At 68.0% G+C, this 24,790-nt stretch carries 22 protein-coding genes; 5 read left to right on the top strand and 17 right to left on the bottom strand.

Going from position 1 to position 24,790, the window contains the following annotated elements; genetic code table 11:
* Nucleotides 1–3 precede the first annotated feature (3 nt).
* From QLQ85_RS10505 to QLQ85_RS10485, 5 genes are all read right to left on the bottom strand, one after another.
* A complete protein-coding gene (locus QLQ85_RS10505) occupies nucleotides 4–1,428 on the bottom strand; it encodes an MFS transporter (protein ID WP_282738940.1) in 1,425 nt (474 codons plus the stop codon).
* A 69-nt stretch (nucleotides 1,429–1,497) separates the two neighbouring features.
* Nucleotides 1,498–1,884 carry a hypothetical protein gene (locus QLQ85_RS10500; RefSeq protein ID WP_282719802.1) on the bottom strand — a complete coding sequence of 129 codons (387 nt, stop codon included), beginning with the start codon at nucleotides 1,882–1,884 and terminating at the stop codon, nucleotides 1,498–1,500.
* A 60-nt stretch (nucleotides 1,885–1,944) separates the two neighbouring features.
* A complete protein-coding gene (gene lysS, locus QLQ85_RS10495) occupies nucleotides 1,945–3,468 on the bottom strand; it encodes a lysine--tRNA ligase (RefSeq protein WP_282738939.1) in 1,524 nt (507 codons plus the stop codon).
* 20 nt (nucleotides 3,469–3,488) lie between these two features.
* Nucleotides 3,489–4,584, bottom strand: a protein-coding gene (gene prfB, locus QLQ85_RS10490; RefSeq protein WP_282738951.1) for a peptide chain release factor 2 whose coding sequence is annotated in 2 segments (ribosomal slippage) — nucleotides 3,489–4,511 and nucleotides 4,513–4,584 — 1,095 coding nt in all. Because the reading frame shifts where the segments join, the coding sequence is not laid out codon by codon here.
* A 211-nt stretch (nucleotides 4,585–4,795) separates the two neighbouring features.
* Nucleotides 4,796–6,136: an OmpP1/FadL family transporter gene (locus QLQ85_RS10485; protein ID WP_282738938.1), complete on the bottom strand. Its 1,341-nt coding sequence runs from the start codon at nucleotides 6,134–6,136 to the stop codon at nucleotides 4,796–4,798.
* Nucleotides 6,137–6,475: 339 nt separating this feature from the next.
* Here QLQ85_RS10485 and QLQ85_RS10480 point away from each other — a divergent pair, with 339 nt between their 5' ends.
* The gene (locus QLQ85_RS10480) at nucleotides 6,476–6,895 is read left to right on the top strand and encodes a VOC family protein (RefSeq protein WP_282719795.1); all 420 of its coding nucleotides are present in this window, start codon (nucleotides 6,476–6,478) and stop codon (nucleotides 6,893–6,895) included.
* Between the two features lie 9 nt (nucleotides 6,896–6,904).
* Here QLQ85_RS10480 and QLQ85_RS10475 read toward each other — a convergent pair whose 3' ends face one another.
* The 10 genes from QLQ85_RS10475 to ffh form a co-directional block, all read right to left on the bottom strand.
* Nucleotides 6,905–8,701, bottom strand: a complete 1,797-nt coding sequence (locus tag QLQ85_RS10475; protein ID WP_282738950.1) for a single-stranded-DNA-specific exonuclease RecJ — start codon at nucleotides 8,699–8,701, stop codon at nucleotides 6,905–6,907.
* Nucleotides 8,702–8,773: 72 nt separating this feature from the next.
* A complete protein-coding gene (thrC, locus tag QLQ85_RS10470; protein ID WP_282738937.1) occupies nucleotides 8,774–10,162 on the bottom strand; it encodes a threonine synthase in 1,389 nt (462 codons plus the stop codon).
* Nucleotides 10,163–10,402: 240 nt separating this feature from the next.
* The gene (locus tag QLQ85_RS10465; protein WP_102626635.1) at nucleotides 10,403–11,719 is read right to left on the bottom strand and encodes a homoserine dehydrogenase; all 1,317 of its coding nucleotides are present in this window, start codon (nucleotides 11,717–11,719) and stop codon (nucleotides 10,403–10,405) included.
* A 101-nt stretch (nucleotides 11,720–11,820) separates the two neighbouring features.
* Entirely contained in the window at nucleotides 11,821–12,558 is a 738-nt protein-coding gene (locus QLQ85_RS10460; RefSeq protein WP_282738936.1) for a DsbC family protein, read from the bottom strand.
* 3 nt (nucleotides 12,559–12,561) lie between these two features.
* Complete coding sequence (gene xerD / locus QLQ85_RS10455; protein WP_282738935.1) at nucleotides 12,562–13,464, bottom strand: site-specific tyrosine recombinase XerD; 903 nt, start codon at nucleotides 13,462–13,464, stop codon at nucleotides 12,562–12,564.
* Nucleotides 13,465–13,582: 118 nt separating this feature from the next.
* Nucleotides 13,583–13,939, bottom strand: a complete 357-nt coding sequence (rplS, locus tag QLQ85_RS10450) for a 50S ribosomal protein L19 (RefSeq protein WP_110282898.1) — start codon at nucleotides 13,937–13,939, stop codon at nucleotides 13,583–13,585.
* A gap of 157 nt (nucleotides 13,940–14,096) precedes the next feature.
* Nucleotides 14,097–14,858: a tRNA (guanosine(37)-N1)-methyltransferase TrmD gene (gene trmD, locus QLQ85_RS10445; protein WP_282738934.1), complete on the bottom strand. Its 762-nt coding sequence runs from the start codon at nucleotides 14,856–14,858 to the stop codon at nucleotides 14,097–14,099.
* Between the two features lie 47 nt (nucleotides 14,859–14,905).
* Nucleotides 14,906–15,454, bottom strand: a complete 549-nt coding sequence (gene rimM, locus QLQ85_RS10440; protein WP_282738933.1) for a ribosome maturation factor RimM — start codon at nucleotides 15,452–15,454, stop codon at nucleotides 14,906–14,908.
* A gap of 43 nt (nucleotides 15,455–15,497) precedes the next feature.
* Nucleotides 15,498–15,746: a 30S ribosomal protein S16 gene (gene rpsP, locus QLQ85_RS10435; RefSeq protein ID WP_102626641.1), complete on the bottom strand. Its 249-nt coding sequence runs from the start codon at nucleotides 15,744–15,746 to the stop codon at nucleotides 15,498–15,500.
* A gap of 175 nt (nucleotides 15,747–15,921) precedes the next feature.
* On the bottom strand, nucleotides 15,922–17,322 hold the full coding sequence (ffh, locus tag QLQ85_RS10430) for a signal recognition particle protein (protein WP_282738932.1): 1,401 nt from the start codon (nucleotides 17,320–17,322) through the stop codon (nucleotides 15,922–15,924).
* Nucleotides 17,323–17,502: 180 nt separating this feature from the next.
* Between ffh and QLQ85_RS10425 the strand changes: the two genes are divergently transcribed.
* Both QLQ85_RS10425 and QLQ85_RS10420 read left to right on the top strand, forming a co-directional pair.
* Nucleotides 17,503–18,303 (top strand): cytochrome C assembly family protein, encoded by an 801-nt coding sequence (locus QLQ85_RS10425; RefSeq protein ID WP_282738931.1) that lies wholly within the window; start codon nucleotides 17,503–17,505, stop codon nucleotides 18,301–18,303.
* Nucleotides 18,304–18,381: 78 nt separating this feature from the next.
* Nucleotides 18,382–19,665, top strand: a complete 1,284-nt coding sequence (locus QLQ85_RS10420; protein WP_282738930.1) for an HlyC/CorC family transporter — start codon at nucleotides 18,382–18,384, stop codon at nucleotides 19,663–19,665.
* Between the two features lie 16 nt (nucleotides 19,666–19,681).
* Here the strand turns inward: QLQ85_RS10420 and QLQ85_RS10415 are convergent, their stop codons facing one another.
* Both QLQ85_RS10415 and QLQ85_RS10410 read right to left on the bottom strand, forming a co-directional pair.
* Entirely contained in the window at nucleotides 19,682–20,398 is a 717-nt protein-coding gene (locus QLQ85_RS10415) for a 1-acyl-sn-glycerol-3-phosphate acyltransferase (protein ID WP_407650377.1), read from the bottom strand.
* A gap of 2 nt (nucleotides 20,399–20,400) precedes the next feature.
* Entirely contained in the window at nucleotides 20,401–21,018 is a 618-nt protein-coding gene (locus QLQ85_RS10410; RefSeq protein WP_282719778.1) for a TetR/AcrR family transcriptional regulator, read from the bottom strand.
* Nucleotides 21,019–21,210: 192 nt separating this feature from the next.
* Here QLQ85_RS10410 and QLQ85_RS10405 point away from each other — a divergent pair, with 192 nt between their 5' ends.
* Complete coding sequence (locus QLQ85_RS10405) at nucleotides 21,211–21,888, top strand: SOS response-associated peptidase (protein ID WP_282738928.1); 678 nt, start codon at nucleotides 21,211–21,213, stop codon at nucleotides 21,886–21,888.
* A gap of 9 nt (nucleotides 21,889–21,897) precedes the next feature.
* The gene (locus QLQ85_RS10400) at nucleotides 21,898–24,771 is read left to right on the top strand and encodes an insulinase family protein (RefSeq protein WP_282738927.1); all 2,874 of its coding nucleotides are present in this window, start codon (nucleotides 21,898–21,900) and stop codon (nucleotides 24,769–24,771) included.
* The last annotated feature ends 19 nt before the right edge of the window (nucleotides 24,772–24,790 follow it).

Here is a 24,790-nt window from a genome sequence, read left to right as displayed (position 1 = left end):
CTCTCAGTCGGGCCGCGACGACGCCGCCCCGGCAGCGGATCCGCGGCGCTCGGCCTGGGCCTGGCGCGCCGACGACACTCGCGCGAGGCTGGCGACGAGCGACAGCAGGCAGGCGCCGCCGCCCACCCACAGCGTGGCTTGCACCGGGGCGCCGGCGGCGAGGAAGGCCCCGACCAGTGCCACCCCCAGCGACTGCCCCACGGTACGGGTGGTGCTCAGCACCCCCGAGGCGCTGGCGCTCAGCTCGCGGGGCACACTGGACATCATCTCGCGGTTGTTGGGGGGCTGGAACAGGCCGAAGCCGAGCCCGCACAAGCCCGTCCGCCACAGGCCGTCGACCACCCCCGCCCCGGCATCGAGCAGCGCCAGCGAGACCAACCCGAGCAGCAGCAGGACCAGCCCGGCACTGGCGAGCAGGCTCGGATTGACCCGGTCGGCGAGCCGGCCGGCCAGCGGCCCCACCAGCATGATCGCCAGTGGCCAGGGGGTGAACAGCCAGGCGGTCTCCAGGGGCGAGAATCCCTTCTCCTGCTGATAGAGGAAGGAGAGCGCCACGAAGGCGAGCCCCTGACCGATGAAGGCCAGCCCCGAGGCCGAGACCGCCATCGAGAAGCGCGGCTCGCGGAACAGCGACGGCGGCAGCAGCGGATGGCTGGCGCGGCGCTGCCGACGCAGGAAGAGCACACCGGCCACCAGGCTCGTCGCGAGCCAGGCGAAGACCTGCCAGACGGGCGTCCCATGGCCGACCCCGTCCATGGCGAGGAAGAAGGTGCCGAGCATGGCCACCGACAGCAGCGCTCCGCGGCCGTCGAAACCGCCCGCACGACGCGGTTCCCGCGGCAGCGCCCGCCAGGCCAGCACCAGGGCACAGAGCCCCAGCGGCACGTGCAGGGCGAACAACCAGGGCCAGTTCGCCACGGAGAGCACGAGGCCGCCGATGGTCGGGCCGGCGGCATAGCCGCCGGCGACCACCAGGGCACTCAGCCCCAGGGCGCTGCCCAGCAACCGGGTGGGAAAGATCGAGCGATAGAGCGAGGGCCCGATGGAGAGCGTCGCCGCCGCTCCCAGCCCCTGCAGGCCGCGAAAGACCAGCAGGACCTCCAGGCTCCGAGACACGGCGGCCCCCAGCGAGGCGAGCACGAACAGCGCGAGCCCGGCGACATAGAGCCGGCGCCGGCTGACCAGTTCGCTGACGGCGGCGAAGACCAGCAGGAAGGCGGCACAGACGATCTGGAAGAGGTTGGTCACCCAGACGGCACGCGCCGCGGAGACCTCCAGGTCCCGGGCGATCGTGGGGAGCGCCAGGTTGATCATGGTGGTGTCCACCACCGCCGCCAGGGTGCCGAGAATCAATGCCAGCACCGCCAGCCGTCGCTCGGGGCCCGGCAGGCCGTCGTCGCCGGGACGTGTCGCGAAGAGTCGACTCATGTCAGGAATCCGGAACGAGGAAACCGGCCGTAGCCGGTTTCTCGAAGTCATCGCCGGGTAGCGGGACACTCAATCCTGGTCGGTCTCCAGGAGCAGGCTATCGTCGACCTCGGAGATCTCGAGGGCCGCCTCGTCGTCCAGGTCGATGGCGAGATAGCTATGCTCGACCTGCAGGAAGCGCTGGAACAGCGCCCAGTCGAGGGCTTCGGGCCACTGGCGCTCGTCCTCCTCCCAGGCCCGCAGTTCGGTCTCGAGGATCTCGAGGTAGCGCTCGCGCACGAAGACCTCGAGGGCCTCGGGCGTGTCCATCTCGGGAATCAGGTAGACGGTGCTTTCGCGTTCGACGTCGGCCAGGGTCAGGTCGTCGTCCCCCATCGTGGGTTCCAGCGCATTGATCCATTCCACGAAATGCCGGGTCGGCCTGACGCTCAGGGCAGAGCGGTTGAGCAGTTTCATCGTGGTCTCCTCGACGTCGAAACGCTGACCATTATGGGCGCTCGGGGCGCCCCTTACCAACTATTCCACCGCCTCGGGCCGCATGGCCGGAAAGAGCAGCACATCGCGGATCGAGGCACTGTCGGTGAACAGCATCACCAGCCGGTCGATGCCGATGCCCTCGCCGGCGGTAGGCGGCAGGCCGTACTCCAGGGCACGCACATAGTCGGCATCGTAATACATCGCCTCGAGGTCGCCGGCCTCCTTCTCCGCCGCCTGGGCGCGGAAGCGTTCGGCCTGGTCTTCGGCATCGTTGAGCTCCGAGAAGCCGTTGGCGATCTCGCGGCCACCGACGAAGAACTCGAAGCGCTCGGTGACGAAGGGGTCGCTGTCCTTGCGCCGTGCCAACGGGCTGACCTCGGCCGGGTACTCGACGATGAAGGTCGGCTGATCGAGCTGGTGCTCGGCGACTTCCTCGAAGATCTCGGTATGCAGCTTGCCCAACCCCCAGCTCTCCTTGACCTGGATGTTCAGGCGCTCGGCCACCGCCACCGCCCCCTCGCGGCTATCGAGATCGGCGTCGTCGATGCCCTCGCCATGCTCGAGGATCGCCTGGCGCATGGTCAGCCGACGGAACGGCTTGCCCAGCTCATAGGTGGTGCCCTGGTAGACCAGCGTGGTGGTGCCCAGGACCTCCTTGGCGACGTTGCGGATCATCTCCTCGGTGATATCGAGCAGGTCACGATAGTCCGCGTAGGCCCAGTAGAACTCGAGCATGGTGAATTCGGGGTTGTGGCGGGTCGAAAGCCCTTCGTTGCGGAAGTTGCGGTTGATCTCGAAGACCCGCTCGAAGCCCCCCACCACCAGGCGCTTGAGATAGAGCTCCGGGGCGATGCGCAGGTACATGTCCATGTCCAGCGCATTGTGGTGGGTGATGAACGGCCGCGCCGCGGCACCGCCGGGGATCTGCTGCAGCATCGGGGTCTCGACCTCCATGAAGCCGCGCGCCTCGAAGAAGCGGCGGATCGAGGCGATCACGCCGGCGCGAATCTCGAAGGCCTGGCGCGACTCCGGGTTCATGATCAGGTCGACGTAGCGCTGCCGGTAGCGCGCCTCGAGGTCGGTCAGGCCGTGGAACTTGTCGGGCAGGGGCCGCAGGCTCTTGGTGAGCAGTGCGGCCTCGGCCATCATCACGTAGAGGTCGCCCTTGCCGGATTTGTGCACCGGGCCACGAGCGGCGACGATATCGCCGATGTCCCAGCCCTTGATGTCCTCCAGCACGACCTCCGGCAGCCCCTTCTTGTCGATATAGAGCTGGATCTGGCCGGAGACATCCTGGATGACGATGAAGGGGCCGCGCTTGCGCATGATGCGCCCCGCCACCGCCGCCTGGCGGTCGAGGCCTTCCAGCGCCTCCTTGTCATGTTCGCCCAGCTCGGCGACCAGCTCCGCCGCCAGGCTGTCACGCCGGAAGTCATTGGGAAAGGCGCTGGCACCGGTCCTGGCGGCGTGCTCGCGGCGTGCCGCCAGCTTGGCGCGTCGCTCGGCGATCAGATGGTTCTCGTCGTGTTGCGGGTGATTCGATGAGGCGTCGTGGTCGGCCATGTCGCTACCTGTCAAGAGAGTTACAAGCCTTGCTTGAGGCTGGCTTCGATGAACTGGTCCAGATCGCCGTCGAGCACCTTGTCGCAGTTGCTGGTCTGCACACCGGTGCGCAGGTCCTTGATGCGCTGGTCATCGAGCACGTAGGAGCGGATCTGGCTGCCCCAGCCGATATCGGCCTTGGAGTCCTCGGCCTCCTGCTTGGCGGCATTGCGCTTCTGCATCTCGTGTTCCCACAGCTTCGCCTTGAGCTGCTTCATGGCGAAGTCGCGGTTGGCGTGCTGGCTGCGCTGGCTCTGGCAGGCCACCACGATGCCGGTCGGTTCGTGGGTGATCCGCACCGCCGAGTCGGTGGTGTTGACGTGCTGGCCACCGGCGCCGCTGGAGCGGTAGGTATCGGTGCGCAGATCCGCCGGATTGATCTCGACCTCGAAGCTGTCGTCGATCTCCGGCGAGAGGAACACCGAGGCAAACGACGTGTGACGACGACCGCCGGAATCGAAGGGGCTCTTGCGCACCAGGCGGTGCACGCCGGTCTCGGTGCGCAGCCAGCCGAAGGCGTAGTCGCCCTGAACGTGCACGGTGGCCGACTTGATGCCCGCCACCTCGCCGGCGGAGGCCTCGATGATCTCGGCCTTGAAGCCGTGATGCTCGGCCCAGCGCAGGTACATGCGCAGCAGCATGTTGGCCCAGTCCTGGGCCTCGGTGCCGCCGGAGCCGGCCTGGATGTCCAGGTAGGCGTTGTTCTCGTCCATCTCGCCGGAGAACATGCGCCGGAACTCGAGCTTCTCGAGGCTCTCCTTGAGGCCATCGAGCTCCTTCTGGACCTCGGCCACGGTGTCCGCGTCCTCCTCCATCTCGGCCAGCTCGAGCAGGTCGCGGCCGTCGGCCAGGCCCCGGTCGAGCTCGTCGATGGTCTGGACCACCAGTTCCAGCGACGCCCTCTCCTTGCCGAGCTTCTGGGCGTAGTCCGGATCGTTCCAGACGTCCGGGTTCTCCAGCTCGCGGGAGACTTCCTCTAGCCGATCCTTGCGTTCGGCATAGTCAAAGATACCCCCTCAGGACGTCTGTCCGCTCGGACAGGTCCTTGATGAGGTTGTGGATGGGGTTGGTTTCCAGCATGGGGCTCGCCTGAGTCTGCAGTGGAAAATCGGCCGCCGGGGCGCTGGCAATCGGGCGCCCCGGCGGCGCGGAAAAGATGTCCATTGTAGCCAAAGAGCCGACGTCCCGCACCCATCCCGGGGCGTGCCGCCTCGTGCCGACAGATGCACGAGACCCGGCCGGAGCCGGGTCTCGTGCACCGCAATGACAAGGCGGGTCAGCGGGCGCGTCAGAAGCGGTAGTCCACCGAGAGCGCGAAGACATTCGCCGAGACCTCGTAGGTTCCCGCGAGGTTGCCGCGTGTCGCGTTCTCCTCCTTGGCCCCGTCCTGGTTCATGTCGACATCGTCACCGAAGACGCGCATGTAACCGGCGGTGATACCGAGGTTGGGGTTCGGCATCCAGGTGGCGCCCAGCGTGGCCCAGGTACGGTCGGCGTCAGGCACCCGCGGCGTGCGGAATTCACTGCCGGGGATCGGCGTCTCGTCGTAGCCCAGGCCGGCGCGCAGCAGCCACTGCTCGTTGAGCGCGTAGTTGGCGCCCACGGAAACCGCCCAGGTGTTGTTCCAGTTCTCCTCGGTGCGGCTGGAATCCCTGCCGTCCTCGAACTCCACCACCAGCTCGTCGAAGCTGCTCCATTCGGTCCACTCGGCATTGGCCATCAGCGCCAGCCGGTCGGTGAGCTGATGATAGACCCCCAGGTTCAGGTTCGCCGGGGTGGTCAAGTCCGCCGTGCCCCCCGTTCCCGCCACCGCCCCCCCCGCAACGGCGCCATCCGACACGGGATCGGTGCCCTTCACGTTCAGGTCGCCCTCGAGCGTCAGGTCTATCTCGGAGCGGTAACCGATACCCAGGCGGGTCTTGTCGGTGGCCTGGAACAGTGCCCCGAGAATATAGCCATAGCCCCAGTCATCGCCGGTCACCTCGCCGATGATGTCGTTCTGGCCGGGAGTGGCGAACGGGTTGCCCATCAGGGCTGCCGCCGACCCGAAGTCGATGGCATTCGAGAGGGTCGCATCGGCGTACTGGGCACGCAGGCCAACGGCCAGGTTCAGTCGTTCGCTGGCCCGGTAGTTCAGGGTCGGCTGGAAGTCGACGGTGGTCAACTCGGTCTCGATAGCGTGATACCGGCCGATCCACTCTTCATCATATTTCGTCGACAGACCGTAGGGGGCGTAGATGGCCATCCCCAGGTCGAAGCGATCATTGAGCCGGGTCTTGGCGGCGAAGCTCGGCACCCAGGCCGTCTCGCCCCCCTGACGTGAACCGCCGCGGTCATAGTCGACGAGCCCATTCGCACTGCTGGCACTGGCATCACGCAGCTCGAAACTGGCATCGATATAGGCCACGCCGCCGACCACCTGGCTGCCGTCGATGTTGCCGATGGCCGCCGGATTGTAGGCCATGAAGCTGGCATCCTCGGCGCCGGCAGCGGCGTTGGACAGGGCGTTGGCCAGGCTCTTGGCACTCTGTTCCCGGACCTGGAAGCCGGAAGCGAAGGCTTGAGAGGCGACCAGAGCGGAGGAGGCAATGGCCACGGCGATGGAAAGCTTGTTGAACTTGTTGTGCATGGTCTCGACGTCCTTTTCCAGGTTCGTGCTGGAGCGGGTTGTGTGGTGCACCCTCGCCGGGGTGCTGGTGTGCTGCTCCCGTTTTCGCCCATTGCGCGCCACGGTTCAAGGCCAAACGTTCGTTTTAATGCTAAAATTGCTAATACTTTGGTCGCACGAATGTTTGAAATCCTGAACTTTCATCGAGTTAAGCAACACATTTAGTGTGTGTCCAGGTGAGCATCTCCCGGGCTTTCCCCATGGGCAATCCAGGGGTCTTGCACCCGAGCGAGCCGATGGTCCGGCGCAGACAGCGACCTGCTAGGCTGAAGGCAAGGAAGCCATCGCCGGGAGGTGACCATGCCCAAGCTCAACGGCGTACTGGAGACCGCGCTCTACGTGGAGAACATGGATCGCGCCAGGGCCTTCTTCGAGGGGGTGATGGGGCTCGAGCCCTTCAACGCCGACCATCGCTTCACCGCCTATGACGCCGGTGCGGGCTCGGTACTGCTGCTGTTCCTGCGGGGCGAGACGCTGGAAACCGTGGTGCTGCCGAACGACATGGGCACCATTCCCCCCCATGACGGGTCAGGCCGGGTGCACCTGGCCTTCGCCATCGCCGCTCGCGAGCTCGACGCCTGGGAGGCCCAGCTCCACGACCATGGCGTGACCATCGAAGGCCGCACCCACTGGCCCAAGGGAGGCGAGAGCCTCTATTTCCGCGACCCGGATGGTCACTTGGTAGAGCTGGCCACCCCCGGCGTCTGGCCGACCTACTAGGGAACGTCATCAGGGGGTTCGTTCGGCGTGCTCGATCATCAGTTGCAGCGACTCCCGCCCCCGCCAGCGGTTGCGGTTGAGCTTGTAGGCACAGTGCAGCCGGTCGCCGACACCGAAGGCCGGTATCTCGCCGGGCGTGAGCGCCCGGAACCAGATCGCCCGGGTGGTGGCGGCACCGGCGGAGAGTTCGAGCATCAGGTGGCTGCCGTCGGCCCCGACCGGGCGCAGGGCCTCGATCAGGAACCCGCCCTCGAACAGCGGCGCCTCGAACTCCCGCCCGTAGGGGCCCAGCACCTCGAGCTCGTCGAGGGTGGCGAGACTCAACTGGTGCGAAGCCAGCTCGCCGTCGGTGAAGACCCTGGGGTAGAGCTCGGTGTCACCGAGCTGCTCGGCCACCGCCTGCCGGAAGGCCGCGCGGAACTCTCCCAACCTGTCCACCGGCACCCCGACCCCCGCCGCGCCACGGTGGCCGCCGAAACGCGGCAATGCCTCCGGGGCCAGCTCGAAGGTGCGTTGCAGGGCATCACGCAGGTGCAGCCCCTCGATGGAGCGTCCGGAGCCGGTGAGCATGCCGGGCGCCGCGGCCGGCGTCAGCACCAGGGTTGCCCGGCCGAAGGCCTGCACCAGCCGTGAGGCGACGATGCCTTGTACGCCGGGGTGGCCGCTCTCGAGAAACACCACGATGGCCGGCTCATCGGCGGTGAGTGGCGCCAGGGCCAGGGCCCTGGCCTGCTCGGTCATCTCCGCCTCGATGGCCTTGCGCGACTGATTGTCCTGATCGAGTGTCTCCAGATGGCGATGGGCCATGGCATCGTCTTCGGCGAGCATAAAGTGCAGCGCCGCATAGGGGTCGTCGAGCCGCGAGCGGGCATTGATCCGCGGGCCCATCTGGAAGGCCAGGGTCTCGGCATCGAAGGGCTCGCTGTCATCGCCCAGCCTGGCCGCCATGGCACGCCAGCAGGCGGCATCCATGCGGTTGATCAGGGTCAGGCCGTGACTGACCACCGCACGGTTGGCCGCACTGCCGCCCAGCGACACGCAGTCGGCCACGGTGCCCAGCGCCACGTAGGAGAGCCAGGGCGACAGCTTGGGGGTGGACGCCGCCAGCACGCCCCACTCGATCAGCACCTGCCGCGCCAGCGACATGACCAGCCAGGCCACCATGCACCCGGCGATCGTCGGATCGGGATAGTCGCAGTCATCGCGGGTGGGGTTGACGGTGGCATAGGCCGAAGGCGGCGGCCCCTCCACCGGCAGGGCGTGGTGGTCGCTGACCACCACCTCGATGCCGGCCGCCTTGAGCCGGGCGATACGCGGCTCGTCGCTGCTGCCGCAGTCGGCGGTGATCACCAGGCCCGGCCGCGGCGAGAGCGAGAGGGTGCGCTCGACCAGCGGCAGGCTGATGCCGTAGCCGTCATGGATGCGATGACCGATCAGGCTGTGCAGCCTGGCCTCCGGCACCCCGAACAGCTCGACCAGGGTACGCCGGATCACCACATGGGAAGTGATGCCGTCGACATCGTAGTCGGTGAGGATGCCGATATGCTCGCCATCCACCACCGCCCGGGCGATACGCTCGGCGGCACGGCGGGCATCCGCCAGGCGCTCGGGATGCGCCAGGTGGCGCAGGCTCGGCGAGACCAGCGGCGCGAGCTCCCCGCGGTAGCCGACCAGCCGCCCGGCCAGCACCCGGGCCTGCAGCTCGGTCAGGCCCTCCTCGCGGGCGCGGGCGTAGAGAGACTCGTCGCGGGGGCGCGGCTGGATGCGCGGCTTCAGCCGCTCATGCAGGTCGGTGGGATCGATCACGGCGTCCAAGCCTGGCTCCTGGTTGCTCGACGATGACGGGCAGTGCTCAGAGGATAGCCTCTTCGGGAAAGGCTACCGCCGATTTTCGGCGACGAACCGCTGCACCGCGGCCAGCTCGGCGGGCAGCACGGTATAGCGCTCCTCGCGCTCGAGCAGGTCGTCCATGTGCGGCGGCAACGGCACGCCCGGGAACCCCGCCTTGACCACCGCCTCGGCGAACTTGGCCGGATGCGCCGTGGCCAGGGTGATCATCGGCGTCGCGGCATCGGCCCGCACCCGCTCGGCGGCACGGTAGCCGGTGGCGGTGTGTGGGTCGAGGATCTCCTGGGTGCGATGATGCGCCTCGCGGATCACCTCCAGGATGGTGGCATCATCCACGCTGTGGCTGGCGAACCTCTCGCGCAGGCGCGCCAGGGGCGCGTCGGCCAGCGCCGCCGGCTCGGCCTGGAAACGCTCGAGCAGGGCACGCACGGCGTCGCCGTCGCGCTCGTAGGCTTCGAACAGCAACCGCTCGAAATTGGACGACACCACGATGTCCATGGACGGTGCCAGGGTCGCGACGAGTTCCTTCTTCGAGAAGTCGTTGTCGGCCAGGGTGCGGTGCAGGATGTCGTTGGCGTTGGTGGCGATGATGAACTGCTTCACCGGCAGCCCCATGCGGTAGGCCATGAAGCCGGCGAAGACGTTGCCGAAGTTGGCCGACGGCACGCAGAAGCTCACCGGGCGGTGCGGTGCCCCGAGGGCCACGGCGGAGGCCACGTAGTAGACGATCTGGGCCATGATGCGCGCCCAGTTGATCGAGTTCACCGCCACCAGGCGGGTGCCGTTCAGGAACGCCTGATCGGCGAAGCTCGCCTTGACCATGGCCTGGGCGTCGTCGAAGTTGCCCTCGATGGCGATGTTGAAGACGTTGTCGGCGAGCACCGAGGTCATCTGGCGACGCTGCACCTCCGAGACCCGCTGGTAGGGGTGGAGGATGAAGATGTCGAGGTTGTCGCAGTGGCGACAGCCCTCGATCGCCGCCGAGCCGGTGTCACCGGAGGTGGCGCCCATGATCACCGCACGCTCGCCGCGCTTCTGCAGGAAGTGGTCGAGGATACGGCCGAGCAGCTGCAGGGCCACGTCCTTGAAGGCCAGGGTCGGGCCGTGGAACAGCTCGAGCAGGAAGTGGTTGGCGTCGAGCTGGTTGAGCGGCACCACGGCATCGTGGCTGAAGGTGGCATAGGCGTCGCGCACGATCCCGCGGAAGGTCTCGTCGTCGATCTCGCCGTTGACGTAGGGCCGCATGACCCGGAAGGCGATCTCGGCATAGGAGAGCCCGGCCATGGCGGCCAGGTCGTCATGGGAGAGCGTCGGGATCTCCTCCGGCACATAGAGGCCGCCGTCGCTGGCCATACCGGTGAGCACGACCTCCTCGAAGGAGAGCGCGGGCGCCTGCCCGCGGGTACTGATATAGCGCATTGTTCGGTTCCTTTGCTTGCTCGGGACGATCCGGCGACAAGCCTGCGAGGAGGCGCTGTGAACCCATCCCTGGGCGCTACCGATGCCATCCCTGGCATAGGACCTCCTCTTCGGCTTGTCCCCGGCGCCCCTCGCTACAGGTAGCGGCAACAACCCTAGGCAGCTACAAGCTCTCCAGTTTCCGCTGGTTTGCTCTTCCAGCTTCAAGCTTACGGCTTACAGCTCCGGGCGAAGCCCGGGTTATTCCTGCTCGTCCAGGCTTTCTACGCGAATGCGCGTCACCGGGCCGGCGATGTCGGCCAGCGACTCGATGTGCCGGATCGCCTCGTTCATCTGCTTCTCGCGGGTGCGATGGGTCAGCAGGATGATCGGCACCAGCTCGCCCTCGGTGGCCTCCTTCTGGATCAGGGCCTCGATGGAGATGCCCTGCTCGGCGAGGATGGTCGCCACCCGGGCCAGCACCCCGGGGCGATCCACCGCCAGCAGGCGCAGGTAGTAGGCGGTGACGATGTCTTCCATGGGCATGATCGGCATGTCGCCGTCATCCTCGCCGATACCGCTGAAGGCCAGGTAGGGCACCCGGTAGTGGTGGTCGGTGGCGATGTCGCGTGCCACGTCGAGCAGGTCGGCGACCACCGCCGAGGCGGTGGGCTCGGCGCCGGCCCCGGCACCGTAGTAGAGGGTCGGGCCCACGGCGTCGCCCATGATGGCGATGGCGTTCTTGACCCCATGCACGTTGGCCAGCAGGCGCTCGGTGGGGATCAGGGTCGGATGCACGCGCAGCTCGAGCCCGCTGTCGGTGCGCTTGGAGATGCCCAGGTGCTTGATGGTGTAGCCCAGGTTCTCGGCCTGCTCGACGTCCTCGGCGGTGACCCGCGAGATGCCCTCGGTATAGGCCTTCTCGAACTGCAGCGGCACCCCGTAGGCGATGGAGGCGAGGATGGTCAGCTTGTGGGCGGCATCGATGCCCTCGACGTCGAAGGTCGGATCGGCCTCGGCGTACCCCAGCGCCTGGGCCTCGGCCAACACGTCCTCGAAGGCCCGCCCCTCGTCGCGCATGTGGGTGAGGATGTAGTTGCCGGTGCCGTTGATGATGCCGGCGACCCACTCGATACGGTTGGCACCCAGGCCCTCGCGCAGCGACTTGATCACCGGGATGCCGCCGGCCACGGCGGCCTCGAAGGCCACGATCACCCCCTTCTCGTGGGCCGCCTTGAAGATCTCGTTGCCGTGCACGGCGATCAGTGCCTTGTTGGCGGTGACCACGTGCTTGCCGTTCTCGATGGCGGTGAGCACCAGTTCGCGGGCGACTTCGTAGCCGCCGATCAGCTCGACCACCACGTCGATGTCGGGGTTGGTGGCCACCTCGAAGACGTCGGAGGTGGTCTTGATGCCGGTGATGTCACACTCGGGATTGGAGCTGCGGTAGGCGACCTGCTCGATGACGATCGGACGCCCCGCGCGACGAGCGATCTCGTCGGCATTCCGCGTCAGCACATTGAAGGTCCCGCCACCGACGGTCCCCAGGCCACAGATTCCCACTCTCACCGGTTTCAATGTCTTTCCCCTCTTTGTCGTGCAAGTTGTCGTGCAAGTGTCGCAGCGTAGATCGAGCGACCTTCGCCGGGCCGCCCGTGATGTGTCGTCGCGGGCCTAGGTCACTGCTCCAGGCCCAGCATGGCAGCCAGGCGCTCCGCCGGCACGTAGCCAGGCACCAGGCGGCCGTCGGGCAGCACGATGGCCGGCGTGCCCTGGACGCCGAGCTCCATGCCCAGATGATACTGTGACTCGACCGGATTGTCGCAGTCGCCGGTGCCCGACAGGCTCTCCTCCCGCTTGGCCATGCTCATCGCCTCGCTCGGATTGTCGGCACACCAGACCTGGCGCATCACCCGCGCCCCCTCGCCATTCATGCCGGCCCGCGGAAAGGCCAGGTAGTGCACCTCGATGCCCAGCTCGTTGAGCCGTGGCACTTCCTCGTGGAGCTGGCGGCAGTAGGGGCAGGTGGTGTCGGTGAACACCGTTAGCGTGGCACGGCTCTCGGCGCCGCGGAAGATCACCCGTTCGGCCTCGGGAATCTGCGCCAGGCGCTCGGCGCGCTCGGCATTGCGCCCCTGTTCGGTGATATTGACCAGGCCACTCTCACCGTTCTCGTAGAGGTCGCCGACCAGGAAGTGGCGCCCCTCGGCGTCGCTGTAGAAGCTCTCGCCGGTCTCCAGGCGGACCTCATAGAACCCCTCCAGCGGCGTTTCCCGGACACTCTCCACCGGCATCGGCTGGCCATTCACCGCCAGGCTCTCGGCCAGTCGGTCGGTCGGGTCGGCCTGGGCGAGCGGCAGGCCGGCCAGGGTCGCGGCCAGCAGGCCGCCGAGGAATGTCTGGGAGCGTATTCTCATGATTCAGCCTCGCGGATGATGGTCGGCGTGCAGGGCTTCCAGTCGCACCTGCGCCACATGGGTATAGATCTGCGTGGTCGAAAGGTCGCTGTGACCGAGCAGCAGCTGTACGACACGCAAGTTGGCCCCATGATTCAACAGATGGGTGGCGAAGGCATGGCGCAGGGTATGCGGCGAGAGCGGCCGGTCGATGCCGGCGGTCAGCGCATGGACCTTGATGCGGTGCCAGAATGTCTGGCGCGTCATCGCGCGATCGCCGCGCCCGGGAAACAGCGCCGGCCGAGCGACATCGATCATCAGCGCTCCGCGGGCGGTGCGCAGGTAGCGCTCGAGCCAGGCCACCGCCTCCTCCCCGAGCGGCACCAGGCGATCCTTGTCACCCTTGCCGCGCACCCGTACCACGCCCTGACGCAGGTTCAGCGCATCGGTGGTCAAGCCCACCAGCTCCGAGACCCGCAGGCCGGCGCCGTAGAGCACCTCGAGCATGGCCCGATCGCGCACTCCCAGGTCGGTGGCCAGGTCCGGCGCCTCGAGCAGCCGCTCGACCTCGGCCTCCTCGAGGGTATTCGGCAGCGCCGGTCGCACCCTGGGCAGCCGCACCTCGGCCAGGGGGTCCGCCTCGATCATGCCCTCCGCCAGCGCCCAGCGATAGAAGCGCCGCAGGCTCGACAGCAAGCGGGCATTGCTGCGCAGCTGGTACCCGGCTCCGCGCCGTTCGTCGATCCAGGCCGACAGGGTTCGGGGCCCCGGGGCCAGCAGGCGCTCGCCCTCTCCCTCGAGCCGCTTTCCCCAGGCCGCCAGGTCGCGACGGTAGGCGGCCAGGGTGTTGTCGCTCGCCCCCTGCTCGAGCCACAGGCCATCGAGAAAGGCGTCGATCAGTGTGCTCGCGTCATCGCCAGTCGGCATCCGATCCCCCGGGTGTCCGGCCCTCTACAACGAAACCCCGCCCCGCGGCAGCGGTGACGGGGTTTCGCGATCGGTGCGGGGCGTCAACCCCGGCACCGCAAGCCGGCAAGCCTCTGCCTCAGGCCAGCTTTTCCTTGATGCGGGCGGACTTGCCGCTGCGCTCGCGGAGGTAGTACAGCTTGGCCTGGCGAACGTCGCCGCGGCGCTTGACGCTGACGGAGTCGACCAGCGGGCTGTAGGTCTGGAAGGTCCGCTCGACGCCGACACCGTGGGAGATCTTGCGCACGGTGAAGGCGGAGTTCAGGCCGCGGTTGCGCTTGCCGATGACCACGCCTTCGAAGGCCTGGAGGCGCTCACGGCTGCCTTCCTTGACCTTGACCTGCACGACCACGGTGTCACCCGGGGCGAATTCCGGCACCTGCTTGCTCATCTGCTCGGCTTCGAGCGCCTGGATCACCTTGTTCTTGCTGCTCATGACAATGACTCCTCGATAACGTGACTCGCCGGATCCGGTTCGTTGCCGGCGAATCGTGATCCCGGCGCCCGAGCCGAGGCTCGATGGCGCGGGAGATGATGGGTGACGCGGGTCCGCGGCCTCAGGGGCTCGTTGCGTCCCGCACCTCCGCCCTGACCTACCTGGTGGACAGCGCGTATTCCTCGATGAACTCCGCGAGCAGCCGCTGCTGCTCGTCACTCAACGACCGACCCTCGAGCAGGTCGGGGCGACGCAGCCAGGTGCGCCCCAGGGACTGCTTCAGCCGCCAGCGCCGGATGGCGCCGTGGTTGCCGCTGAGCAGGACGTCCGGCACTCGCCGCCCGTCGATCACCTCGGGGCGGGTATAGTGCGGGCAGTCCAGCAGCCCGTCGTTGAAGGAGTCCTCGACCGCGGAATCCTGATGACCCAGCACCCCGGGCACCAGCCTGGCCGCGGCATCGATCAGCACCATGGCCGGCAGCTCGCCGCCGCTGAGCACATAGTCGCCGATCGACCACTCCTCATCGATGTCGCCTTCCACCACGCGCTCATCGATGCCTTCATAGCGCCCGGCCACCACCACCAGGGGGGGGCCAGAGGCCAGTTCCCGCACCCCTGCCTGATCGAGCCGGCGGCCCTGGGGCGACAGGTAGACCACCCTCGGGCGCTCGCCGGTGGCGGCCCGGGCCCGCTCGCGGGCGGCATGAATGGCCGCGCGCAGGGTGTCGACCTTCATCAGCATGCCGGGACCGCCGCCGTAGGGGCGGTCGTCCACGGTGCGGTGGCGGTCGGTGGCGTAGTCGCGGGGGTTCCAGAACTCCAGCGCGATACGCCCCTTCTCCACCGCCCTCCCGGTGACGCCGTGGCGGGTGACCGCCTCGAACATCTCGGGAAACAGCGACACGACACCGATCCACATGCCCTGCTCACTCCCCGTCCCCGGGGCGTCCGAGGCCAGGCCGGGACTCAAAACTCGGGGTCCCAGTCGACGCTCATCACGCCGGCCTCGAGATCCACCTCCAGCACCACGTCATCGGGCAGGAAGGGCAGCAGCCGCTCGCGATCGTCGACGGCGTCCTCGCCCTGCCCCTTCACGACCATGACGTCGTTGGCGCCGGTCTCGAACAGGTAGGCGATATACCCGAGCGCCACGCCCTCTCGGGTCACCACTCTCAACCCTTCCAGTTGATGCCAGTAGTAGTCATCGCCGGAGAGTTCGGGAAGTGCCGCCTTGGGCAGCAGAACCTCGGCACCGGCCAGGGCCTCGGCCGCCTCGCGGCTGTCGACGCCCTCGAGCTGGGCCACCAGGCCCTTGCCGTGCCGGCGCCCCTGGACCAGCCGCCGGCGAACGAGTCGACCGTCGTGGCGCAGGACCCATTCGGCATAGTCGAGGATGCCCTCCATCGGGCCGGTGTACGAATACACCTTGAGCCAGCCCTTGACACCGTAGGGGCTGGTCAACTTGCCCAGCACCACATGATCGTCGCTCGGCTGCGCTTGCGCATTATCGCTCATCGACGACCCCGTGACGGACCTTCAGGCAGACAAGTCAGGCCCTTCAGGCCTGCTTGCGGGCTTCCTTGACCAGCTCGGCGACACGGCCGGAGAGCTGCGCACCCTGACCCTGCCAGTGGGCGATGCGGTCCAGGTCGACGCGCAGGCGCTCTTCCTGACCGCGGGCGATCGGGTTGAAGAAGCCCAGGCGCTCGATGAAGCGGCCATCGCGGGCGTTGCGTGAATCGGTCACGGTCAGGTGGTAGAAGGGACGCTTCTTGGCGCCACCACGTGCCAGACGAATGGTAACCATGGCGTAGTCTGTCCTTCGTTGCGGTTAGGGTTTTAGCTGCTCGGGAAGCCGGGCACGGGCCCCGCTTCGGGCATTCGGTCATGGCGGCGGCCGCGACGCGTCGCGGTCCTGCCAGTGAAGACGCAGCATTCTACGGAAATCAGCCTCGCTTGGAAACCTTTTTCCGGGGCTGGGCTCAACGCCTAGGGAAGCCGCCGGGCCCTCCCATGCCACCCGGGCCACCGGGACCGCCTCCGCCCATCATGCCGGACATGCCGCGCATCATGTTCTGCATGCCGCCCTTCTTGCCCGCCTTCTTCATCATCTTCTGCATCTGCTTGTGCTGCTTGAGCAGGCGGTTGAGGTCGGGCACCTGGAGGCCGGCACCGGCGGCGATGCGGCGCTTGCGCGAGCCGTTGATGATCTCCGGCTTGCGCCGCTCCTGGGGCGTCATGGAGTTGATCAGCGCCTCGAGCTTGCCGAGCTCCTTCTCGGGGCCGGGACCCTGGGCCATCTCGGCCATCTGGCCCATGCCGGGCAGCTTGCCGAGCAGGCCGCCCATGCCACCCATCTTCTTGAGCTGCTGGAGCTGGTCGCGGAAGTCCTCGAGGTCGAAGCCCTGGCCCTTCTTGACCTTCTTGGCCAGCTGCTCGGCCTTGCGCTTATCGACGGTACGCTCGGCCTCCTCGATCAGCGACAGCACGTCGCCCATGCCGAGGATGCGCGAGGCCACGCGATCGGGGTGGAAGGGCTCGAGGGCATCGACCTTCTCGCCCACCCCCATGAACCTGATCGGCTTGCCGGTGACGTGGCGCACCGAGAGCGCCGCACCGCCGCGGGCGTCGCCATCGGCCTTGGTCAGGATCACCCCGGTCAGCGGCAGGGCATCGGCGAAGGCCTTGGCGGTATTGGCGGCGTCCTGGCCGGTCATGGCGTCGACGACGAACAGCGTCTCCTGGGGGGCCACGGCCTTATGCAACGCCTGGATCTCGGCCATCATCGCCTCGTCGATGGCCAGGCGCCCGGCGGTGTCGACGAGGACCACGTCATGGAACTGGATCTTGGCGTGCTTGATCGCCGCCTCGGCGATGGCCACCGGCTGCTGGTCGCTGCGCGACGGGAAGAAGTCGACGCCCACCTCGGCGGCCAGGGTCTCGAGCTGATCGATGGCCGCGGGGCGATAGACGTCCGCCGAGACCACCAGCACCTTCTTCTTCTCGCGCTCCTTGAGGTAGCGCGCCAGCTTGGCCACGGAGGTGGTCTTGCCCGCGCCCTGCAGCCCGGCCATCAGCACCACCGCGGGCGAGCCCTTGAGCGAGAGCCCCTCGTTGGCCTCGCCCATGACCGCCTCGAGCTCCTGCTGGACGATCTTGACGAACTGCTGGCCCGGCGAGAGGCTCTGCGACACCTCCTGCCCCACGGCGCGCTCGCGCACCCGGTCGATGAACGCCTTGACCACCGGCAGCGCGACGTCGGCCTCGAGCAGCGCCCGGCGCACCTCGCGCAGGGTGTCCCTGACGTTCTCCTCGGTCAGGCGTGCCTGACCCTTGATCGACTTGAGCGTCTGCGACAGACGCTCGCTGAGATTCTGGAACATTGGCCTCTCCAGTGACGACGGCCCGAATATGGGCAACGATTATACGCGCTGTGGCCGCGAGTCTCCATGCGCGACACCGGCAAGCGGCGCGGTCTGTGCGCAACCCGGGGGATTGGGTATAGTAGCGGCACACTGTTCAACCACCATCAGGCGCTCGCGAAGGCGCATGGAAAGCAATCGATGCAGGCGCTTCCCCTGGCCATCCTGGCCTTCATCCTCTATGTCGCCGCGGCCTCCTGGCAGGCGCTGACCCTGGCGCGCCGGGTGCCGTCGCGTCCCGAGCTGGTCCGCGGCCTGGGCGTGCTGGGGCTGCTCTGCCATCTGCCGCTGGCCGCCGGGCTCTTCGGCCAGGGCCAGGCATTGCTGCCGGGGCTCTCCACCAGCGCCATCGTGGCCGGCGCGGTGGCGGTACTGCTGCTGATCGTGGTCAGCCTCTTCAAGCCGGTGCTCAACGCCGCCGTGGGCCTCTTCCCGCTGGCCGGCGCGGCACTGCTGCTGGCCACGGGCCTGCCCAGCCCAGAACGCACGGGCGGCCTGACGCCGGGCATTGCCCTGCACGCCCTGAGTTCGGTGCTGGCCTTCGCCGTGCTGGCGATCGCCGCCGCCCAGGCGGTGCTGCTGGGCCTGCAGAACCAGGCATTGCGCCATCACCATACCCGTGGCATCGTCCAGGCACTGCCACCACTGACCACCATGGAGCGGATCCTCTTCGAGCTGATCTGGGCCGGCATGGCCCTGCTGACGATGTCGATCGCCAGTGGCTTCCTGTTCGTCGACAACATGTTTGCCCAGCACCTGGCTCACAAGACGATTCTCTCGCTGGCCGCCTGGGTGATCTTCTCGGTGTTGCTGTTCAGCCATCACCGGCTGGGCTGGCGAGGCATGCGCGCGGTGCGCTGGACCCTGGGCGGCTGCGTCGTACTGCTGCTGGCCTACTTCGGCAGCAAGTTCGTACTCGAGGTCGTGCTGAACCGGGGCTGAGGCAGGGCGGGCCACCTTGACACTGCCTGGTCGAGTCTCGTCCAATCGAGCCTGATACGTCATTGAGGATCCTTCGACTTGAGCGACGACTTCCCGCTGGGACTGCTGTTCGGCCTGCTGTTCCTGCTCATCTGCCTTTCAGGGTTCTTCTCCAGTTCGGAAACCAGCATGATGTCGATCAACCGCTATCGTCTGAGCCACCAGGCCAATAGCGGCGAGTCCCGCGCCCAGCGGGTGATGCGCCTGCTGGCACGCCCCGATCGGCTGATCGGGGTGATCCTGATCGGCAACAACCTGGTCAACAACCTGGCGGCGGCGATCGCCACCCTCATCGCGGTTCACTACTTCGGCGACGTCTCCGGTCCCGCCATTGCCACCCTGGTCCTGACCATCGTGGTACTGATCTTCGGCGAGGTCACCCCCAAGACCTACGCCGCGGTGAAGCCCGAGAACATCGCCTACCCCGCTTCCATCGTCCTGGAGCCGCTGCTCAAGCTGCTCTACCCACTGGTATGGCTGGTCAACGTCATCTCCAACGGCCTGCTGCGTTTGCTCGGCGTCAAGAACATCGACGGGGGTGCCGACAACCTGACCCGCGACGAGCTGCGCACCGTGGTCCACGAGGCCGGCGCCCTGATCCCTCGCCGCCACCAGGCGATGCTGCTGTCGATCCTCGACCTCGAGAACGTCACCGTGAACGACATCATGGTGCCGCGTCACGAGGTGATGGGCCTCGACCTGGACGACGACCTGGAGGAGATCCTGACCCGGATCCGCACCAGCCAGCACACCCGGGTGCCGGTCTACAAGGGCGACATCAATAACGTCATCGGCATGCTGCACCTGCGCAACGCGGCGCGCTTCCTCTCCCGCGACGAGGTGACCAAGGCCGCCATCGTGCAGGAGGCCCGGGACCCCTACTTCATTCCCGAGTCGACCCCGCTGCACACCCAGTTGCTCAACTTCCAGAAACAGAAGCGGCGGATCGGCATCGTGGTCGACGAGTACGGCGATGTAGAGGGCCTGGTGACCCTGGAGGACATCCTCGAGGAGATCGTCGGCGAATTCACCACCGACGTGGCGGGGCTGGATCAGGAGATCCATCTGCAGGACGACGGCAGCCATGTCATCGACGGCACCGCCAACATCCGCGACATCAACAAGGCGCTGGGCTGGCAGCTCCCCACCGACGGCCCCAAGACACTCAACGGCCTGATCCTCGAGCACCTGGAGTCCTTTCCCGACGGCGCCGCCTGCCTGCAGGTCGGCAACGTGCGAATGGAGATCCTCGAAGTACGCGACAACCTGATCACCGCCGCCCGCTGCTGGGCACTGCCGCGCCGCCCCGCCAGACAGCGCTAGCAACGCGAGCCCGCCATCAGCGTCGCGAGACGACTTCCCGCGACCGGCGCTCGGCCCACTGGTCGGCCTGCGCCTTGAGGGTGCGCACCCTCGCCTCGACCCGGGGACGGCTGGCCTCGTGGGGCGCCAGGGGTTCACCGAAGTAGAGCGCCACCCGGGCCCGGAACCGCCGTGGCGGCTTGCTCAGGGCACGGCCACCGTGATGCGAGGTCCAGGAGCCCCACAAGCCGGACAGCCCGGCGGGAATCACCGGCACCGGATCCCGGGCCAGGATCAGCTCCAGGCCGCGCCGGAAGGGCTGCACCTCGCCGTTCGGGGACAGGCGCCCCTCGGGGAACAGCATCACCACCTCGCCCTCGGCCAGCGCCCTGCTGACCTCCTCCAGGGCCCGGCGGATATTGCCCGGATCGCGCCGCTCCGACTCCACCGGAATCGCGCCCACCAGGCGGAACAGCCAGTTGAGCCAGGGCGAGTCGTAGATCGGCTTGTCCATCAGGAAACGCAGCGGCCGCGGGCAGGCGCCACCGATCACCATGGCGTCCATGAAGCTGACATGGTTGCAGACCACCAGCGCGGGGCCGCGGGGGGGAATATGCCCTTGGCCACGCAGTCGCAGGCGATAGAGCAGGAAGACCGTCAGGAAGACCAGCCGCCGGATGAGCGGTCGCGGCTTCCGGACCAGCCACCAGCTCCCCGCCAGCAGGGCACCGCCGACCAACAGCCACAACAGGATCGTCACGTCACGTCGGATCTGTACTTCAGGCCGGCCAGGGTGGTGTGGAGCAGTTGATCGAGCAGCTCGCCGACCTCCAGCTGCTGCCCCTGCCAGTAACCGAGGCGCTCGTTGAGACCGAGCTGTACCAGGCCATGGACGCTGCCCCATAGCGTGCGGCCCAGCCGGCGCGCCTCCAGGTCGTCCAGCGCCGGCTGGTACTCCCTGAGGGTGGCCTCGACGCGCAGGAACAGCGCCTCGATCATGTCGCTCTGGCGCTGGTCGAGCTCGCCCTCCTGGGCCAGCGGATAGTCGAACAGCAACTGCCAGCGGTAGGCGTCGCGTTGGGCGAACTGCCAGTAGGCCCTGGCCAGGGCCCTGAGGCGCTGTTCCGGGGCAGCGCTCTCGGTCAGCGGCTCGATCACGGCGCGCAACTGCGCCAGGGTCTCGATGTTGACGTGCTGGAGCAGGTTGCCGAAGCTGCCGTAGAGCTTGAGCAGGGTACTGGGGGCGCAACCGACCTCACGCGCCAGGGCACGCAGCGACAGCGTGTGCGCAGGATGCTCCTGCAGCCAGGCATCACATGCCGCCATGACCTGGGCATGTAGCGCCTCGGGCGCATGCTGTCTGGGACGGGCCATCGGTTTCCTCGCAAGACGGTGGCGGGCGGTACTCGGCTTTCCCTCCTAGGATAGCGCAGATCGAACACTGTTTTCGACAGCTTATCCATCCCGCGGGCAAACGCAAGCCCGGGGCGGGATCGCCACCGATTCGGCGCTTTTCTCGTCCGTTCGACTTGGGTACCCTGTTGCCCCATTGACCGCGGAGCGCCCATGGCCGGCCGACTGCACATCGCCTCCCTCGATCTCGAGCGCCTGCTGCCCGGCCTGGGGGTCGACTCCCCCCTGGTGACCAGCCCCAACCTGGCGCCGAGACGGCCGCTCTCGGCGATCCGCCTGGAGGCCGACCGGCCGTGCCTCTCCCGGCTGTTCTGGGGCCTGACACCGCCCTGGCTCGAGGTGCTGGACCGTGCCCCCCACTGCGCCCGGGCGGAATCGCTGGAGGCGCGCCCCATGTTCCGCGAGGCCTTCCGGGCCCGACGCTGCCTGGTCCCGGTCAGCGGCGTCTACGTCTGGCGCACCCAGGCGCGCTTCAAGCAACCCTTCCTGGTGACCCGGGTCGACCGGGGGCCTCTGCTGCTGGCGGGACTCTGGTGCCGCTTCCATACCAGCCTGGCCGAGCACACGGATTCCCTCGCGCTGATCACGGTACCGGCCAATGCCCTGCTCGGCCCCCTCACCGACCGCCTGCCGGGGGTGATCGCGCCAGCCGACAGCCACCGCTGGCTCGATCCTCGGACGCCTCCCGACGAAGCGCGGTCGCTGCTGGCCACCGCCCCGATGGAACTGTTGGGCGCCTTTCCGGTATCAAGACGTGTCAATGATCCCGCGCACCAGGACCCGGCCTGCGCCTACCCCACCGGCCCCATGCTGTGCCGGAACCCCCGATAAGGAGAGACGATGCCCATCGCCGCCCTCAGCGCCATTGTCGATTGCCGTCGGCCAGCACGCCCGCTGGTCCTCGCCGTCGCCCTGCTGCTCGCCCTGCCCTTCACCTCGGCCGTGGCGCGTGAAGCAGCCCCCGAGCAGGAGGCCGTCGCCGAGGTCACCACGCCCCTGACCAGCCCCCACGATGCACGGCAGTATCGCGTGCTGACCCTGGAGAACGGTCTCACCGCCCTGCTGGTCAGCGACCCCGAGGCCGACAAGGCCGCCGCCTCGATGAACGTCGGCGTCGGCAGCGCCCAGGACCCGGCAGACCTGGCCGGCCTGGCCCATTTCCTCGAGCACATGCTGTTCCTGGGGACCGACACCTTCCCGGAGCCGGACGCCTACCAGGGTTATATCTCGCGCCATGGCGGCAGCCACAACGCCTTCACCGCCCCGCTGGACACCAACTACTTCTTCGACATCGAGCCCGAGGCGCTGCCCGGCGCCCTGGACCGCTTCAGCCGCTTCTTCGTCGCGCCGCTGTTCAACGCCGACCAGCTCGAGAGCGAGCGCAATATCGTCCACTCCGAGTACATGGCGCGCATCCGGGACGATAGCCGCCGCGAGAACGACGTGCTCAATCAGTTGCTCAACCCGGAGAATCCCACCACCGGCTTCGCCGTGGGCAGCCGCGACACCCTGGCCAGTCCCCCAGAGGGCGAGCCGTCCCTGCGCGAGCGGGTGATCGATTTCTATGCCCGCCACTACGACGCCAACGTGATGCACCTGGCACTGATCGCCCCGCGGCCCCTGGACGAGCTGGAGGCACTGGTGACCGAGCGCTTCGCCGAGATCCCCGACCGCGGCCTGTCACGCCCGGTGATCGAAGAGCCGCTGGTGACGGCAGACAGCCTGCCGCGACGCGTCGAGGTGCAGTCGGTGCGCGACAGCCGTCAGCTGCGCTTCCTGTTCCCGGTGCCGGACCCGGTTCAGGAGTACCGTCACAAGCCCGCCGACCTGCTGGCTCACCTGCTCGGCCACGAGGGCGACGGCAGCCTGCTCGCCGTGCTGCGCGAGGCGGGCTGGGCGGACGGTCTGTCCGCCGGCGTCGCCCCCGGCGACGGCCAGCACGCCCTGTTCAGCGTGGGCATCAGCCTGACCCCGGCCGGGGCCGAGCGGCTCGACGAGATCGAGGCGACCCTGTTCGCCGCCATCGATCAGATCCGCGACTCGGGCCTCGAGGCCTGGCGCTACGACGAGCAGGCCCGGCTGGCCGAGCAGCAGTTCCGCTTCCAGCAGCACGGCTCGCCGCTCAACGGCGCCATGCGGCTGGCCATGAACCTGACCCGCTTCCCGGTGGAGGACGTGCAGTACGCGCCCTATCGCATGGACGGCTTCGACCGCGAGCGGACCGAGCGCTATCTCGACGCCCTGCGCCCCGACCGGCTGATTCGCCTCTACAGCGCCCCGGACGTGGAGGGTGAACGGGGCTCGCCCTGGTTCGAGACCCCCTGGCGCGAGCTCGACGACGAGCCGACCGAGGCCCGCCCCCTGGCCGGCCTGGCACTCCCCGAACCCAACCCCTATATCGCCGAGGACGTGACGCTGCTCGAGGAGCAGCACGACAAGCCCAGCCAGGTGATCGACGAGCCGGGGTTCACGCTCTGGCACATGAGTGACGCCACCTTCGACACGCCCAAGGTGGAGTGGCGCTTCAGCCTGCAGCATCCACAGGCCTCGGCGACCCCTCGTGAGGCCGCCCTGGCCCGGGTACTGGCGGGCTGGCTCGACGACAGCCTCAACGAGGCCTTCTACCCGGCCCGCCTCGCCGGCCAGCACTTCGAGGCCTATGCCCATGCCCGCGGCATCACCCTGTCGTTCTCCGGCTGGCGCGACCGCCAGGACCAGTTGATGCACCGCGTGCTGGAACAGCTACAGAGTGGCGAGATCGAACCCGCGACCTTCGAGCGCGTGCGTTACCGCCTGCAGCGCGAATGGCGCAACGCCCCCCAGGCCGCCCTGCACCGCCAGGGCCATCGCACCCTCGCCGAGGCCCTGGTGCGCCCCCAGTGGCCCACCGACGCCCTGCTCGAGGCGAGTCGGGAACTCGAGGTCGACGACCTGCGCGGCTACCGCGAGGCCTTCCTCGCCGAGCTGCGTCTCGAGGCCATGGCGGTGGGCAACCTGGATGTCGAGCTGGCGACCCGCGAGGCCCGCCTGGTGGCCGACGCCCTCTCGCCCCGCCTGACCGAGGAACAGATTCCCGACCTGGTGCCGCTGCGCGCCGACTCCAGCCTGCCACCGCTGGTGCCGGTCACCACTCGCCAGGAGTCGCTGGTGCTGCGCTACCTGCAGGGGCCGGATCGGTCGCTGGAGAGCCAGGCACGTCTGGCCGTGCTCGGTCAGTTGATCGAGACGCCCTTCTACCAGCGGCTGCGCACCGAGGAGCAGCTCGGTTATGTGGTCAGCGCCGGCTACTCGCCGCTGATGGATGCGCCGGGCCTCGGCCTGCTGGTGCAGTCACCGGACACCGAAAGCGAGATGATCCAGGCCCGCATCGATGCCTTCCTCGACGACTTCGCGGAGCGGCTCACCGACCTCGACGACGACGAGCTGGCGCCCTATCGCCGGGCCGTACACGACGGCCTGTTGCGGCGCGATACCAGCCTCTCGGAGCGTGCCAACCGGCTGTGGCAGGCGATGTCCTTCGGCGACACCGGGTTCGATCGCCGCGAGCGGCTCGCCGAGCGGGCGCTGTCGGTCAGCGCCCGCGACCTGCGCGAGTCCTGGTCGCGGCTGCGCGAGGCCGCCGTGGCCAACGTCACCTTCGACCCGGGCGACGAACCCAGCGACGTGGCCGAGTTGACCCAGCACCTGGCGCCCCTGCCCGAAGCCGACGACTGACTGATAACAGTGAGGGAAT

The sequence above is a fragment of the Halomonas kalidii genome (genome assembly GCF_030010475.1).
Taxonomy (GTDB): domain Bacteria; phylum Pseudomonadota; class Gammaproteobacteria; order Pseudomonadales; family Halomonadaceae; genus Halomonas; species Halomonas heilongjiangensis.
Note: the sequence above shows the minus strand (reverse complement) of the source record. Positions and strands in the feature narration are given on the sequence as shown.